Below are 14,532 nucleotides of genomic sequence, written 5' to 3' on the forward strand. Positions count from 1 at the left end.
ATGCAGCACAAAGGTAATTGAAATATTGCACTAAATATTTGTATACATACGTGCTCTGTCAAGACTCTCTACAGAGGTTTTTCCGTCACTACTAGGTAAATAAAGAGTAACAGATATGGGGTAGTGGTCACTGGTTTTTATCGAATTGTCTACTCTGCAATTCCTGCTTTGTAAAGAAGGGGAGTGTAGGATGTAGTCGAGTCTGGCTCTTAAGAATCGACTGTAAGAAGAGTGAAAAGATATTCCCAAGCCATATCCACTATCCTTGAATGCATCTTTGAGCCCTTGACTCATGCAATGTCTGGTGTAAGAGTGTGGAGTATCATTGAAATCTCCACAAGAAATGATTATGGCATCTCGGTTGTCTGCTACAAATTTGGCTACACGCTCAGCTTGGGCAGCTCGACTAGAGAAGGCTGGGATGAGCTTTCGTACGACCTTGAGCGATAGCTTTTTTGCCTCTCCTTGTCGGGCCAGATTATGGTAAGACTTTTGGTCATTGCCTGTTATTTTGAAGCTCTCGAGGTGATTGTTTATGACTAAAATATCTCTTCCTTTGATTCTCAATCGATAAGCCATAGAACCATTGAATCGAGAAGGGTAAGCAATTCGTTGTGTACTCATGATGGGCCATTTAGACAAAATTGCCAGTCGCGACCCCCTGTCTGGTTGTGCATGTGTTGTGTGGATATACTTGTATTGTGGGAGATAGGCTTTTAAGTCTCCGATACTTAATGTCGCTAAGCGTGCTTCTTGTAGACAGACGATATCTGCGTTGTTTTCTTTTAAGTAGTGGAGTATCGGATTCGGAGAAGACTTGCTGTGTTCCACAAAACCAAAAGCTCCCACATTGTAAGAGATAATTTGTATAGAGTCTGTTGCTGGAATGGTTTGTATTCCATTCATGGGGAATATGGTGAGGGTTGCGTCGTAGGCCAGAAGTATCAGTGCAAAATTGATTGTAGCCCAAATCCATTTTCGTCTTAGAAGCCAAAAAATCAAAACGAACAGCTGGGCTAATAGGACTAAGGGAAAAGCCAGACCTAAAAGGGCTGGGAAGACTAGGCGGCCTGATATGTAGGGGCTGCATACAGAGAGGAGATAGAGTAGATTGATGCCTATACAGATGCAGAGTACAACTTTCCCGGTTGCTCTAAATAGATGGTTGGCTATTTTTTTGCTATGACGTTTTTTCGAAACCATCTTTTTTATCCTTTAATAGAATCTCCTTTTCTTCTTTGTTCAGGCTACTGTATCCAGAATGCCTTATCTTGTTCAGTATATCTTCTTTATCTCTTTTTTTTACAGTTCTTCGGATTGTGGATGAGGATCTTATCGTTCGACGAAGGAGCCAAGCTGGTAGTAATCCTCCTAAGCAGCCTCCCAAATGTGCCATACCTGACCCCAAGTGACTGCTGGTAGGATGCACAATTCCCCAAATAAATTCCAGTAAAACCAACATACCTGCAACATAGCCTATATGTTTCAACTGGGTCCTACCCCAAAAGGGAATGTGTATGGAGAGAGCCGGTTTCCCAAATGAAGCTGCGAAGAGCAGAGATAAGACAGCAGCTGAAGAGCCTAACAATGGCTGTGAAAGAAGCCCCATCCCGAGTCCCAGATGAAGAAGGTTGTACCCCAGTACATAGAAGCCTCCACCGAGGATCCCTCCGCATGTGAAACTTATCCACAGATATTTGCTGCTGTATTGGCGTATAAAAAGCTGACCAATGAGGAATAACAGGCAGCAATTTATACCCAGATGCCACAAACTGTTGTGTAGCCACATATAAGAGAATAGTCCCCAAAGTCTGTGGCTGAGAGATTCGAAGTCAGGCAGTAGCCCCAACCATTCTCCAACCCATTTTGTAGAGCCGATGATTAACGAAAGAACGAGCATCAGCAGCCAAATAAGGCACTGAATTCCAATCAAAGCCTCAAGTTTGGTCCCGAAGCTTTTTCTGAAGCGGTCTTGTATACGAGACTTAGAAATAGGGACCATTGATTTTCCCCTTTCGTCGCCAGAAAAGGATGAGTATTAGACCGCCTATCATACCTCCCAAATGAGCGAAGTGAGCGATACTATCCGAACTGCCAGGGATGGTACTGCGTACACCAAAATACAGCTCCAACAATCCATAGCCTATGACAAAGTATTTGGCCTTGATTGGAATGGGGATGAAAAACAGGTAGATAGCAGCATTTGGAAAGAGCATCCCAAATGCCAATAGCAGACCGAAGACAGCTCCGGAAGCTCCCACAGCCAGAATGCGGTTGAGATATTCTGCTTTTGGCTCAAGTGAAAGGCCAAAAGTATCAGAAAAAGCCAACATCTCTGGTAACTCCCGGCACTGGAAGTACCAAACAACTTCTTGTAATAGAGAGGCGGATAAGCCACATGCTATGTAGAACAATAAAAAGCGTTTACCTCCCCAGAAATGCTCCACAGCTCGTCCGAACATCCAGAGAGAGAACATATTGAAGAATATATGGGTAAAACTCTCTGTGCTATGCAAGAACATGTTGGTTAGTAGCTGGAATGCATAGAATTTACTGGCCCCTACATAGTGTAATCCCAAGGCATCTATTAGGTCCACTCCAAAACGTGGCATAACAATCGAAGCTAACCACATTAGGAGATTAATGAAAATTAGATGCTTTGTGAAGGGTGGTATGGCTCTATCTATTCCGGAGAAGAAATTATTCATGCGAGTATATAGTACTATGATTTATTGCTAAGCAAAAATACAAAAGATTGAGATGTTTTTGCTCTCCTTTCTTACTATCTGTAGGTAGACTTGAACTACAAATTTGAATCTCTCTTCCTTACCTATGGAGGCTGTATTAGCAGTTTCGTCTCTGAGAGGAGAGATCGTCTCTGAATATTTTTGAACTGTTTCTTTTTCTTGCTCCAAAAAAGAAATACTGCTGGCAAAAGTATCAAAACTCTTACCAGCAGTATTAGACAGACTTCAGGAGAGCAAAAACTCGTCCTTCTTGCTTATCTATTCTCCTTACCCTTGCGAGCCGAATAGTTTACATTCAACACATTCGCCTTACGTAATTGCTCCTTTACATCGGATACAACCTTCATACTGATTTCCTTATCCCCCTTTATGGAAACAGTCATCAGCTTGCGACGCTCATCGCGAATCTTACCTTCTTCTTGTTTTACATAGGTATAAACGGCCGAGGGGTCAAGTGTGATTTGGTCATTCAGCTGGATGCAAGGCTTGGTTCCATACTTCACCTGATAGGGAAGAGTTGGCTTTCCTATGTAGATATATGTCACCAAGGATTTTTCTTCCAGCTTTGTGAGTTCAGTTGCATTCGGTAGTTGGCTGTACTGCACCTTAGGAGAAACTTCTCGTATCGTTGTCACCATCATGATGAAAAATAAGAATGCAAACACCAAGTCTGGTAGCGAAGATGTGTTTAGTTCGGGCATCTCGCGTTTACCCGCTTTGCTAAATTTTCCCATACCCTGTGTTAGTTCTTATTTACTAAGGTTAGACAGTGGCATTTCCGATATATGCATCGGATAAGCCTCTACGATTGCTTTCTGCTTAGCAGCAGACAATTCCTCAAATGACATCCGGAACTTTTCCTTAGCCAATGCATCCCACACTTCATTGTAGGCTCGGAGAAGCTCATTCTGTACATTGATATACATCTGGTAACTTGTCTCTACCTCATTTTTTAGTGAGATTGCATAACTACTAGTTGTCACGTTCATCGTCCCTAAGTAGGGAATTTCACGGACTTCCTTCTCCGGTAGATCAGGGCTGTTGTTAGGATTCGTGATAAAACGAACCGCGATGTCTTTGAGATCTTCCAGTTTGACGGGTATAGTTCGATCTCCCGCGGCACCACCACCTCTCTTGAAGATCACGATTTTATCTTGGCGATTGACCAAAAGGCGCATAATATTGCGGTCGTTGATCTCCACATCGGGCTTATTCTGTTGCTTTTCGGAGAGAGGAGGCAGGCGCCTCTTCAGACCTTTATCTGTATCCATTGAAGTCGTAATCAGGAAGAAGATAAGCAACATAAAAGCAATGTCGGCAGATGACGATCCGTTAATCCCCGGAGTTTTTCTTTTCTTTCGAGCCATAGCTTTTTGTTCTTAGGTTATTCTAGATTACAAGGATCAGCGGTTGAAAGCCTTACGCACAGCCCCCCAAACAATAGATAACAATACGAGAGCTCCCATGATATAAATCGTGAAGAGCCACATATCGGTAAGCTTGAGCATCTCCGGAGTGTTGTACACTGCAGAGTCTGAATTCAGCTCTAATGGATTGGTCCCTCCGATAGCATAGGATATGATCATTACAACAGCCAACAACACGACACTACCGACAGACAAGAGAGCTTTCTTTGCATTGGTCTGGAAAGACTTTATAAGCCCTGTCAGAGCAAAGATGATGGCAGCGATAGCCGTGATGAAGAAAATGGCGTAAGTCCAGTACAGGAGGCCATCCGTGAAGTTGTATATCTTGTGAGCTCCTTCCATAACGCTTCCGCCCAGAAAGAAGGCCAACAGAACGACCACAGAGATCGCCATGAAGGCCAAAAGCGTCCAGCTGGAGAGCTTTCTGATTTTTGTTACAGCCATTACAGAGATGGATTTTTATTTGTTGTACTTCAGATTATACTTGATCACATAGTCGATGAGAGAGATAGAAGCATCTTCCATTCTGTTCAGAATACCTTCTACCTTAGACAGAATATAATTGTAGAAAATCTGAAGGATCAGTGCTACAACAAGCCCCCCGATAGTGGTGATAAGAGCCACTTTCATACCACCCGCAACAACTGTTGGGCTGATGTCTCCGGCACGCTCAATGTTGTCGAAAGCAAGCACCATACCTACTACAGTACCCAAGAATCCGAGAGATGGAGCCATGGCAATAAAGAGAGTGATCCATGAAAGGTTCTTCTCAAGAAGACCTCCTTGTACACCTCCGTAAGATACAACCGAGCGTTCTACAACGTCAATGCCTTGTTCGATACGCATCAAGCCTTGATAGGTAATAGACGCAATCGGGCCTCTAGTATCTCTGGCAATGTCCTTAGCTCCTTCTACATCTCCACGATCAAGAGCTGCTTCGATTTCAGCGAGAAATTTTTCGTAGTTGGTATCGGCGAGGTTGAGGTAAATAATACGCTCCAAACAGATTGCCAAACCCAAAATAAGGGCGATAGCTACGAGTGCCATGAAGTCAGGACCACCCTCGATGAATTTGGTTTTGAGAGCTTGATGAAAGCCCACTTGCTCTTCGGGCTGCATCTGGGTAGCAGCAGCTTCTTCTTCAACCGATTCTACCGTCTCTACCGGAGCGGTGCTGTCAGCTTGGGCTGCACTCTCATCCTGAGCCAATGCCGGAGCACTTATCCCTGCCGACAAGAAGGCTATGCATACGATACTTGCGAAAAACTTTTTCATCGTGATTTGAAATTTGAATTAATTGTTTTTTTATTCTTTTCTATGCTTGCGGAGAGGGCGGGATTCGAACCCGCGAAACGCTTTCGGCGTTTACGCACTTTCCAGGCGCGCCTCTTCAGCCACTCGAGCACCTCTCCAATCTTTTTCACCGTGTATACAGGCTCTTCCTGCTAACCGTAAATCGCATGAACGCGCGCTTGCGAGAGATATAAAGACTCTCCAAGGCGACAGATCCCAAGCGAATACTCCGCAAATCTATGTTTTTTTCTGCACTTACACTGCATTTGTCTCTACTTTTTTTTGAAGAGGCGAAATAATCGGATGGCATTCTCTGTCGTTTGTTGCGCTATATCACTGATTTGCACTCCAAAGATTTTCGACAAATGCTCAAGAATATAAGTACAATAAGCGGGTTCATTTCTCTTACCTCTGCGAGGTACGGGAGCAAGATATGGAGCATCGGTCTCGACAAGTAGACGGTCAAGAGGGATTTTGCCTATGAAACCGGACAAAGAAGATTTCTTGAAAGTCAGTACACCGTTGATCCCGACCATGTAATTAGGTAGAGCCAATATGCTATCCAGATCTTTTTCTGTGCCGGTAAAGCTGTGGAATACGCCCGAACTTTTCCCTTGAGAATCAGCTCTTCGGATGCAACCTATTGTCTCTGCTATGGCATCCCGACTATGTAGAATGAGAGGTAAATCCAACTCTAAAGCCCAAGAAATTTGTTTTTCTAGGGCTGCTCGCTGTTGTATGATATAAGATTGATCCCAATAGAGATCCATCCCCACCTCTCCTATGGCTACTAGGGGAAGTTTGTGAAGATATGTATAGATAGAGTTTAGTTGATCCTCCCAATCTTTGTCTACAGAGGTCGGGTGCAGGCCCATTGCAATGGAGCAAAAGTGAGGATATTGCATCGCAGTTTGGCATACACGATCCACGCTTTGTAAATCGATATTGGGTAGAATACAGTGCTCAACCCCTACTTGCAGAGCTCTCTGGACAACATTGTCCCGATCTTCATCAAATTCGGGCTCATATATATGGGTATGCGAATCGATAATCATGTCTCAGTAAACCGATACTTCAGGCAGATCTGCGATCCATCTTATCGAGCAAAATTTTTAGAGCTTCAATATTGCGTCCCATACTTTGCAGTTCAGACAAACAATCATTGGCCTGCGTGTGGTATCGTAGAATGAGTTCTGCCGAAAGCGCCGGAATGTGCAGCCGGTTATAGAGATCGGTTACCCAAGAAATTTTTTCTTCATTCGTTTCTGTCAGTTGCCCATTTAATCTTTGTGTAAGCAGGTTCTTATCCTTCTCCTTTGCTCTGTTCATAGCCGAAATGAGAAGGAAGGTCTTCTTGTTGTTTATGATGTCTCCTCCTATCGGCTTACCGAATACAGAAGTGTCGGCATAAACATCGAGGTAATCATCTTGCAACTGGAAAGCCATCCCTAATGCAATGGCGAAACGGTATATCAGATCTATCTCCTTGCGAGAGGCTGCACGAGAGCAGATAGCCCCTATTTTGGCAGCATAGGCCGGTAGCTCGGCCGTTTTTAGTTGTATCATCTGCAGATATTCCTCTATGGTAACATCCTGTCTTGTTTCAAATTCGATATCGTACTGCTGTCCCTCGCAGACAAGGAGAGCCATGCGAGTAAACAGAGGTAGAATTTCTGCCAATAGTGCTCGATCTTCCATTTTATCTAGGTATTCGTAAGCTTTGAGTAACATCGCATCCCCGGACAATATGGCTTGCTCTTCTCCCCATCTACTATAGACAGTAGGGAGTCCCCTACGTAGAGAGGAACGATCCATGATGTCATCATGTACAAGAGTGTGATTGTGGTAAAGTTCTATTGCAATAGCTGGAATCAGTGCCAACTGGTAGTTCGCAAAAACTTGTGCACTGAGACAACAAAGTACTGGTCTGAGTCTTTTGCCACCAGCCTTGAGACTATAACTAATAGGTTCGTAGAGGTTAGTAACGGTTGTTTGTTCTTCTGTTAACTGAGCTATACAGCTTTCTATGTCTTGGAGAATATGAGTTGTGTCGACCATGATTTAGAGAAAACAAGTGAGATGTAATATGCGGTGTATAATACGAATGTACTCTTGAGAGGGTTTTGCTTTTGATGTAGCTGGTTCTTGAGGAGCAACAGAGAGACAAGAAAAGGGACCACCCTTACTCATTGCTGAGAAAGGGTAGTCCCTCTTTTTGAGACAGATTTATAAGATGAAGTAATCTGCCAAAGTATGATTAAACCGGATAGACGGCTTTAATTTCTCAACTGGAATGCTACTGGCAAAGTAAAGCGAGTACGAACCGGTTTTCCACGTTGTTTACCTGGAGTCCACTTGGGCATGCTGCTAGCCAGTCGCACAGCTTCCTTATCCAGCGCGGGGTCTACACCTCTGACTACCTTGACATCTGTTGTAGAACCATCCTTCTCCACCACAAAGCTCACAATCACGCGCCCTTGTATGTTATTCTCTATGGCAATCTCTGGATAACGAACATTCGAGCTAAGCCACTTCATCAAGGCAGCTGTACCTCCTGGAAACTCGGGCTGCTGCTCCACAATCATGAAAACCTTATTTTCATCATCTTCTTCTTTTACTGGAGCTGTTATCACCGGAGCAGGAGGTGGCAACTTGCGATTTTCATCAGCAGAAACAAGTGATATTTTCTCTACTTTCTGCTCGTTGTCTACTACCTTGAACTCTTCGGGCAACTGTACTTCCTGAACCTTAGTTTCCTCGGGTTCCGGTTGCTTTTCTTCCTCTTGAGGATCTTCCACAATGAGTGTGTCCTCAATGTCGGCAATGTTTAACTTGTCATTCTCCATGGCTTCGGCCTTATCATAAGAGCGAAGCTCCAAAAAGACATATAACACGGAGAGTGCCAATACCAGCCCTAGCAAGAAAGATAGTCCCTTGCCTTTTTCCAGGTTCGCTTTCGGCGATTTCTTGATTTCCATATATGCTTTCTACGTTTTGATATTTCTTGCTTGGAACAAAAGTACAAAGTTTTTTTATCCCAGCTATCTATTTCTGTAGATATTTTTGCCATCCTTGGAGTCATCCTTGCACGAAGCAGAGTACAAAAAAACACTGTACCCGAAAAGAGGTACAGTGCTTCATAATCCTGTAGTGACCCCGGAGAGGCTCGAACTCTCGACCCAATGATTAAGAGTCATTTGCTCTACCAACTGAGCTACGGAGTCTACAACTGACAAGCAGAGAAGAGCGATCTTCACAAAACAGAGCTGCACAATGGCGAATTCTCATGGATCTGTGACCCCGGAGAGGCTCGAACTCTCGACCCAATGATTAAGAGTCATTTGCTCTACCAACTGAGCTACGGAGTCTACTCTTCTGTTGCTTGTGTCTCTTTAGACGGCTGCAAAATTAGGCTTATTTTTTGAATGCACAAGTGTCTTTATCTAAAAATTGCAGAATTGAAAAGCCTTCTTCTTTCTTCACGTTATCTCGGAGGACATACCAGAGCCGGCATCCTCAGAAGACAACAATGGGGATGGTGAGATTGTAGATAATTATCCAGATAGTCATAGGTGTCTTGCTCTATCAGTTTATCTGCTGAGGGGTATTCATTATATATAACATACAGTACTTCCACTCCCCTTTGGTAACAGAGCTCCAGACTCATTAGTGTGTGATTTAGGCTTCCGAGTCTTCCACTGGTTACCAGAGCTAAAGGGTAGTGTCTGTCTGCTATAAAATCCAGAGTTAGGTAGTCTCGGTGAATTGGAACCATCAATCCTCCGGCACCCTCTAATACAATACTGTCATATCCCTTTTGTAGGAGACCTTTGGTACATTCGTCTATATGAGACAGCTCGATTGTTCGTCCGTCTTTCTCTGCTGCCAGATGTGGAGAAGCAGGGTAGCTGAATATATAGGGGCAGGTGAGACCTTCTTTGTCTTCCGGTAAAGTTGATTGACCAAGCAAGCGTCGGTGCTCAAGGATATCTTCACTCTCCTTTATGCAGCCTGTTTGGATCATCTTTTGGGTAATTACCTTGCTGCCTTCGGAGGAGAAGCGTTGTGCCAAAAAAGCTGTAGCAAAAGTCTTCCCAATGTTGGTATCTATACCTGAGACGAATAGAATAGGAGGTATTGTCATAACGAATGTTTCAATGATTTGCAGATACTGTTTTGCTGATGCCCTTTATAGGGGGGTCACTCTATGATGCGGCCGATATTCTTGATAGCAGTGTCTTTGCCCAATGTCTGGCATACACGGTGTACATCCATTACACTGTGTACAAGTAACTTGATCTTACCACTGAAGATGCCGTCTTTGGCTGTCAAATGAATTTCACGCACATTGATTGTGAGTTCTTTCTTAAAAGCCTGAGCAATGGCATTAAGGATGCCATTGGAATCTATCCCCTTGATAGAAAGAGTTGCCTCGAAAGTACTCTTGACGTGTTCGCTCCAGCGAGTGGATAGAATACGGTCTCCATAGCTGCTCTTTAGCCTCATTGCCACAGGGCAGGAACGCTTGTGTACAATCACTTTGTTATCATCGCTGATAAAGCCAAAAGCATCATCTCCCGGGATGGGTTTACAGCAAGGTGCGATTTCATAATTTGGTTTAGCCAAGCTGTCGCTCAACACATAGATCTCTTTGGGGTTGAACTTGTGTTCGTGTACCTCCAGGGGTTGACTAGCTATGGGTTGAGAGGATTTATTTCCCCCGCCCAAGGCAGAACGGAAAAATCGCATAAAGATATTCCCACTTTTCCCATCAGCAGAGATGGCCGGTAGTTTTTTGAGAGAATCCGGTAGGGTCACGCTTCCGCTACCTACGGCATAGAAAAATTCCTCTCGAGTGGAAAATCCGAAATATTCCGCCAGCTTATCCAGATTGGTTATGTTGGAAGAGACTTGGTTGTTCCCGATAAGAGTTTCGACTTTTTCCTGCCCTAAAGCAGCTATATCACGATGCTTTTTTCTCAGAAAAGCGTCTACTTTGGACTTCGCTTTGGCCGTCGTTACAAAGGCAATCCACTCTTCCGTTGGCTCCTGAGTCTTGCTTGTAAGAATTTCTACTTGGTCTCCACTACTCAATTTGTAAGACATAGGTACTAACCTGTGATTGGCTTTAGCCCCAATACATTGATGTCCGATATTTGTGTGAATGGCATAGGCAAAGTCGAGAGCTGTGGCTCCTTGTGGCAATTTCACAATTTCTCCTTTGGGAGTAAAAACCATGATCTCACCTGAAAAGAGGTTGAGCTTGATCGTATCGAGAAAATCCATCGCATTGGGGTTCGGATTAACTAGAATTTCCTGGATAGTGCGAAGCCATTTGTCCAACTCCGAATCTTCTTCCACATTGTCTCCTTTGTACTTCCAATGAGCGGCAAAGCCTTTCTCTGCTATCTCGTCCATTCTTCGGCTCCGGATTTGTACTTCCACCCATTCGCCATCTGGGCCCATCACTGTGAGGTGTAATGCTTGGTATCCATTGCTCTTTGGCTCGGAAACCCAGTCTCTCAAACGCTCCGGTCTACTCTTGTATATATCGGTGATTGCGGAGTAGATCTCCCAACATCGATTCTTATCCGACTGCTCTGGTGAAGATTCAAAAATGATCCGTACAGCAAAGAGGTCGTATATCTCCTCAAAGCTTACTCCTTTCTTTTGCATCTTCTTCCATATGGAGAAGATGCTCTTGACACGTGCTTTTATCTCATACTTAATTCCCAAACTGTCCAAAGCAGAGAAAACCGGTGCGGCAAAATGGTCGAAAATTTCCTGTCGGTGTTCATCTGTATTCTTGATTTTGGCTTTGATACTCTCAAATTCTTCGGGATGCTCATATTGGAAACTCAAGTCTTCCAGCTCACTTTTGATAGCAAATAGCCCCAGACGGTGAGCCAATGGAGCGTAGACATACATCGTTTCAGCCGCAATTTTGAGTTGTTTGGCTGGATGCATGGAGGCTAAGATGCGCATGTTGTGCAGGCGGTCCGCCATTTTGATGAGGATGACTCGGATGTCATCGTTCATTGTGAGAATGAGTTTGCGGAAGTTCTCTGCCTGAAGAGAGGAGTTGCTGAATACCTCTCCTGATATTTTTGTCAATCCATCTACGATTTGGGAAACCTTGTCGCCAAACATGTCCCGAATATCCTCAACCGTATATTCGGTGTCTTCTACGACATCGTGCAACAAGGCACAGCAAATGGAGGTAGAGCCTAATCCAATTTCCTGCGAAACAATCTGAGCGACCGCAATAGGATGCAGGATGTATGGCTCCCCCGAACGGCGTTTGGCTCCCTTGTGAGCTTCGTTGGCCAGACGGAAAGCCTTCTCGATCTTATCTACTTTCTGTCTGTGATTGGACTGCAGGTAGGTCTTGATCAACTCTCCATAAGCCCTCTCCACAATTTCTTCGTCTGTCATCTCGGAGGTCGCAGGAGTCAAGACCCACACATCCCCCCCGGTTTGTGATGTTTGTGCCGAAGAATCCAATATCGGGTCTGAAAGCTCGTTTTCGTTATGATTATTCTTGTCTATCTCTGTTGCCATTTGTCTATACTTTATCTACCAACAAATTTAGCAATAAAAGAGGTTTCTATTACTTCCTTTTGCCAAAGTAAGACTGTCGATTCTTCTCTTTGCAAAGGGGGGATTTCTCTAACTCCTGGCAAAGAGCTAGTGCGAATTTTCTTGTACTCTCTTGGAATGCTTTTCTGCATTTGTATGAAAAAATACTGTTTACCCATGTTTCTGACGAAAGCTATATCTCGCAAAAACAATCTCTCTGTTAAGGATATTTCTGGTAGATCTCTCGTACATTTGCGACTCATGTTTCTAAATAGCGTATTTGTCGTATGAAATACTTGATACAGATATTTTACATACTTCTTTTCTATGCTTTGGGAGAGGGAGTGAGCCTATTGATAGGACAGTTTGTCCCCGGAAGCGTGTTGGGTATGATGCTGCTATTCTTGGCTCTTCGAATGAGAATTATCAGACCTCCCAAAGTTGATGCCACTTCTAATTTCCTCACCGAGAATATGGGGATCTTTTTTGTCCCGGCCGGAGTTGGACTTATTACACAAATCGACCTATTGAAGCAGTATTGGGCTGCTATCGTGATCTCTATGATTGTAAGTACAGCAGTTGTCCTCTGGGTGGTTGCTTTTTCTCAACAGCGAATGGAAAACCATTCTGCGAAACGGTACAAATGACTTAAAATATGTTACAGACAATCCTTTCCAATCCTCTATATTGTTTACCTCTGACAATCGGGATCTATCTTTCGAGCAAGAAAATCTATGCTAAGTGGCACATAGGTCTGTTGCATCCTTTAGCTGTGACAATTGCAAGTATCATAGGTCTGTTGCTTGTGTCAGGGGTAGATTATCAGTCTTATCAGAAGGGAAGTCAAATGATCAGTTTCTTGCTCGGCCCTTCTGTAGTGGCACTCGGCTATGTGCTGTACGAGCAGTCTTCCCACCTCAAGGGGCGTGTTCTCTCTATTCTTAGTTCTGTTTTTATGGGGGCCGTTGCCGGTTTGATAAGTGTGGTCTCATTGGCCTACCTCTTTGGAGCCAATGATGTAATTGCGGCTTCAATGCAACCCCGTTCGGTCACAACTCCTATTGCCATTGCACTGTCGGAGCAATCCGGTGGTATCCCTGCCCTGACTGCTGTGGTTGTCGTTGTAGCCGGGATCGTTGGAGGGTTGGTCGGGCCACCCCTTTTTCGCCTTTCGGGTATAGAGAGTAGTATCGCCAAGGGTTTGGCTTTGGGGGCTTCGGCTCATGGTGTGGGTACCTCGGTGGCTATCCAACTGGGGGCAATAGAGGGAGCTTTGTCCGGGTTGGCGATCGGAATCATGGGGGTATTTACCTCTATCCTTATTCCTTTGGTAAATCTTGTGATAGATCTGTTCCGATGAAAGAGAGGCGTTATTTTGTTTGATGTAGGAGTACCTGCCATATTCAAAAAGAGATAAATGCTTTCCCTTTATCCACTCTTTCTCGTTGAAATGGATAGTGAAAACATCTGTCTACCTTTGTCCCCCGATAAGTTTTTAGCAGAAGAACCGTAAGCAAATTAGATGTTGCCGAGTCGTATCGTATATATGGGAACTGCAGATTTTGCAGTCGAACCTCTTAAGGCTTTGATCGAAGCAGAATTGAATGTCGTGGCTGTAGTCACTATGCCGGACAAACCAATGGGAAGAGGACACAAAGTGAAGTGTTCCACAGTTAAGCTATGTGCTCTGGAGCATGGAATCGAAGTGTTGCAACCGGAAAAGCTGAGTGATCTGGCCTTTGTAGATCGTTTGAAGCAGTTAAAGCCCGATCTGGGTGTTGTGGTTGCATTCCGTATGTTACCAAGGGAGGTGTGGAGCCTTCCGCCTTTAGGGACTGTCAATCTGCATAGTTCGTTACTTCCACAGTATAGAGGAGCTGCACCGATCAATCATGCTGTAATAAATGGCGAATCACTCACTGGGGTGAGTACTTTTTTGCTCAAACATGAGATTGATATGGGAGATGTGCTGGACCAGGCGAAGACAATTATAGGGCCGAATGAGACAGCCGGGGAGTTGCATGACAAATTGACCCTTTTGGGTGCAGATTTATTGCTCAAGAGTGTCAGAGATTTGCTCTCGGGGAATAGTAAACCGATCAGTCAGAAGAGTCTCGAAACCGGAGAGTTGCGTTCCGCTCCGAAAATATTCAAGCCCGATTGCGAAGTAAATTGGGGGTGGACAGCAGTGCGTTTGCACAACTTTGTACGTGGTCTAGCTCCATTGCCTACTGCATGGAGTGAGCTTTCCATAGAGAATCATCCGGCACAGACTTACAAGATATATGAACTTGATCCCTGGGCTGAACCGCCTTCCGGGATCCCTTCTCGTTTGAGACCCGGTACGTGCTATGTGCATCAGGGAAAGGAGCTTTGGGTGGGTTGTGCAGACAGAGCGGTGCGAGTGACACGCTTGCAGCCTCCCGGCAAGAGGCCAATGACAGACCGAGATTTACTGAATGGCCTTAGGTAGTTCGCCCTCCACT

The 14,532-nt window shown here is 44.4% G+C and carries 15 protein-coding genes and 3 tRNA genes; 3 read left to right on the forward strand and 15 right to left on the reverse strand.

Features of this window, described 5'->3' with window-relative positions; translation table 11 throughout:
* Window positions 1-30: 30 nt before the first annotated feature.
* The 15 genes from DQN70_RS05615 to DQN70_RS05690 all read right to left on the reverse strand — a co-directional run bounded on the left by DQN70_RS05615 (window position 31) and on the right by DQN70_RS05690 (window position 11,902).
* Entirely contained in the window at window positions 31-1,203 is a 1,173-nt protein-coding gene (locus DQN70_RS05615; RefSeq protein ID WP_023939410.1) for an endonuclease/exonuclease/phosphatase family protein, read from the reverse strand.
* Window positions 1,181-2,002: a rhomboid family intramembrane serine protease gene (locus DQN70_RS05620; protein ID WP_023938808.1), complete on the reverse strand. Its 822-nt coding sequence runs from the start codon at window positions 2,000-2,002 to the stop codon at window positions 1,181-1,183. The genes DQN70_RS05615 and DQN70_RS05620 overlap by 23 nt, the downstream gene beginning before the upstream one ends.
* Window positions 1,986-2,708 (reverse strand): rhomboid family intramembrane serine protease, encoded by a 723-nt coding sequence (locus tag DQN70_RS05625; RefSeq protein WP_036887525.1) that lies wholly within the window; start codon window positions 2,706-2,708, stop codon window positions 1,986-1,988. Before DQN70_RS05625 ends, DQN70_RS05620 begins: the two co-directional genes overlap by 17 nt.
* Before the next feature lie 293 nt (window positions 2,709-3,001).
* Window positions 3,002-3,481, reverse strand: a complete 480-nt coding sequence (locus DQN70_RS05635) for an ExbD/TolR family protein (protein WP_036887567.1) — start codon at window positions 3,479-3,481, stop codon at window positions 3,002-3,004.
* Between the two features lie 15 nt (window positions 3,482-3,496).
* Complete coding sequence (locus DQN70_RS05640) at window positions 3,497-4,114, reverse strand: ExbD/TolR family protein (RefSeq protein ID WP_023938815.1); 618 nt, start codon at window positions 4,112-4,114, stop codon at window positions 3,497-3,499.
* Window positions 4,115-4,150: 36 nt separating this feature from the next.
* Window positions 4,151-4,618, reverse strand: a complete 468-nt coding sequence (locus tag DQN70_RS05645) for a hypothetical protein (protein WP_023938817.1) — start codon at window positions 4,616-4,618, stop codon at window positions 4,151-4,153.
* 15 nt (window positions 4,619-4,633) lie between these two features.
* Window positions 4,634-5,449, reverse strand: coding sequence for a MotA/TolQ/ExbB proton channel family protein (locus tag DQN70_RS05650; RefSeq protein ID WP_023938819.1), 816 nt, complete (start codon window positions 5,447-5,449; stop codon window positions 4,634-4,636).
* A 49-nt stretch (window positions 5,450-5,498) separates the two neighbouring features.
* Window positions 5,499-5,586, reverse strand: a tRNA-Ser gene (locus DQN70_RS05655).
* A 153-nt stretch (window positions 5,587-5,739) separates the two neighbouring features.
* Window positions 5,740-6,522: a TatD family hydrolase gene (locus DQN70_RS05660; protein WP_023938822.1), complete on the reverse strand. Its 783-nt coding sequence runs from the start codon at window positions 6,520-6,522 to the stop codon at window positions 5,740-5,742.
* Window positions 6,523-6,541: 19 nt separating this feature from the next.
* The gene (locus DQN70_RS05665; protein WP_023938824.1) at window positions 6,542-7,525 is read right to left on the reverse strand and encodes a polyprenyl synthetase family protein; all 984 of its coding nucleotides are present in this window, start codon (window positions 7,523-7,525) and stop codon (window positions 6,542-6,544) included.
* 218 nt (window positions 7,526-7,743) lie between these two features.
* Complete coding sequence (locus tag DQN70_RS05670) at window positions 7,744-8,445, reverse strand: energy transducer TonB (protein WP_023938827.1); 702 nt, start codon at window positions 8,443-8,445, stop codon at window positions 7,744-7,746.
* A gap of 173 nt (window positions 8,446-8,618) precedes the next feature.
* A tRNA-Lys gene (locus DQN70_RS05675) sits at window positions 8,619-8,691 on the reverse strand.
* Between the two features lie 71 nt (window positions 8,692-8,762).
* A tRNA-Lys gene (locus DQN70_RS05680) sits at window positions 8,763-8,835 on the reverse strand.
* A 116-nt stretch (window positions 8,836-8,951) separates the two neighbouring features.
* A complete protein-coding gene (bioD, locus tag DQN70_RS05685) occupies window positions 8,952-9,611 on the reverse strand; it encodes a dethiobiotin synthase (protein WP_023939408.1) in 660 nt (219 codons plus the stop codon).
* 56 nt (window positions 9,612-9,667) lie between these two features.
* A complete protein-coding gene (locus DQN70_RS05690) occupies window positions 9,668-11,902 on the reverse strand; it encodes a RelA/SpoT family protein (protein ID WP_042225636.1) in 2,235 nt (744 codons plus the stop codon).
* Between the two features lie 431 nt (window positions 11,903-12,333).
* Between DQN70_RS05690 and DQN70_RS05700 the strand changes: the two genes are divergently transcribed.
* The 3 genes from DQN70_RS05700 to fmt all read left to right on the forward strand — a co-directional run bounded on the left by DQN70_RS05700 (window position 12,334) and on the right by fmt (window position 14,519).
* On the forward strand, window positions 12,334-12,693 hold the full coding sequence (locus DQN70_RS05700) for a CidA/LrgA family protein (RefSeq protein ID WP_023939405.1): 360 nt from the start codon (window positions 12,334-12,336) through the stop codon (window positions 12,691-12,693).
* An 8-nt stretch (window positions 12,694-12,701) separates the two neighbouring features.
* Entirely contained in the window at window positions 12,702-13,406 is a 705-nt protein-coding gene (locus tag DQN70_RS05705) for an LrgB family protein (protein ID WP_023938835.1), read from the forward strand.
* 186 nt (window positions 13,407-13,592) lie between these two features.
* On the forward strand, window positions 13,593-14,519 hold the full coding sequence (fmt, locus tag DQN70_RS05710; RefSeq protein ID WP_231968789.1) for a methionyl-tRNA formyltransferase: 927 nt from the start codon (window positions 13,593-13,595) through the stop codon (window positions 14,517-14,519).
* The last annotated feature ends 13 nt before the right edge of the window (window positions 14,520-14,532 follow it).

Source organism: Porphyromonas crevioricanis (assembly GCF_900476255.1).
Taxonomy (GTDB): Bacteria; Bacteroidota; Bacteroidia; order Bacteroidales; family Porphyromonadaceae; genus Porphyromonas; species Porphyromonas crevioricanis.

Coding starts and splice junctions, on each gene's coding strand:
- DQN70_RS05660 (WP_023938822.1), bottom strand. CDS start 6,522: ATGATTATCGATTCGCATACCCATATATATGAGCCCGAATTTGATGAA.
- DQN70_RS05625 (WP_036887525.1), bottom strand. CDS start 2,708: ATGAATAATTTCTTCTCCGGAATAGATAGAGCCATACCACCCTTCACA.
- DQN70_RS05645 (WP_023938817.1), bottom strand. CDS start 4,618: ATGGCTGTAACAAAAATCAGAAAGCTCTCCAGCTGGACGCTTTTGGCC.
- DQN70_RS05690 (WP_042225636.1), bottom strand. CDS start 11,902: ATGACAGACGAAGAAATTGTGGAGAGGGCTTATGGAGAGTTGATCAAG.
- fmt (WP_231968789.1), top strand. CDS start 13,593: ATGGGAACTGCAGATTTTGCAGTCGAACCTCTTAAGGCTTTGATCGAA.
- DQN70_RS05640 (WP_023938815.1), bottom strand. CDS start 4,114: ATGGCTCGAAAGAAAAGAAAAACTCCGGGGATTAACGGATCGTCATCT.
- DQN70_RS05620 (WP_023938808.1), bottom strand. CDS start 2,002: ATGGTCCCTATTTCTAAGTCTCGTATACAAGACCGCTTCAGAAAAAGC.
- DQN70_RS05705 (WP_023938835.1), top strand. CDS start 12,702: ATGTTACAGACAATCCTTTCCAATCCTCTATATTGTTTACCTCTGACA.
- DQN70_RS05650 (WP_023938819.1), bottom strand. CDS start 5,449: ATGAAAAAGTTTTTCGCAAGTATCGTATGCATAGCCTTCTTGTCGGCA.
- DQN70_RS05665 (WP_023938824.1), bottom strand. CDS start 7,525: ATGGTCGACACAACTCATATTCTCCAAGACATAGAAAGCTGTATAGCT.
- DQN70_RS05635 (WP_036887567.1), bottom strand. CDS start 3,481: ATGGGAAAATTTAGCAAAGCGGGTAAACGCGAGATGCCCGAACTAAAC.
- DQN70_RS05700 (WP_023939405.1), top strand. CDS start 12,334: ATGAAATACTTGATACAGATATTTTACATACTTCTTTTCTATGCTTTG.
- DQN70_RS05615 (WP_023939410.1), bottom strand. CDS start 1,203: ATGGTTTCGAAAAAACGTCATAGCAAAAAAATAGCCAACCATCTATTT.
- bioD (WP_023939408.1), bottom strand. CDS start 9,611: ATGACAATACCTCCTATTCTATTCGTCTCAGGTATAGATACCAACATT.
- DQN70_RS05670 (WP_023938827.1), bottom strand. CDS start 8,445: ATGGAAATCAAGAAATCGCCGAAAGCGAACCTGGAAAAAGGCAAGGGA.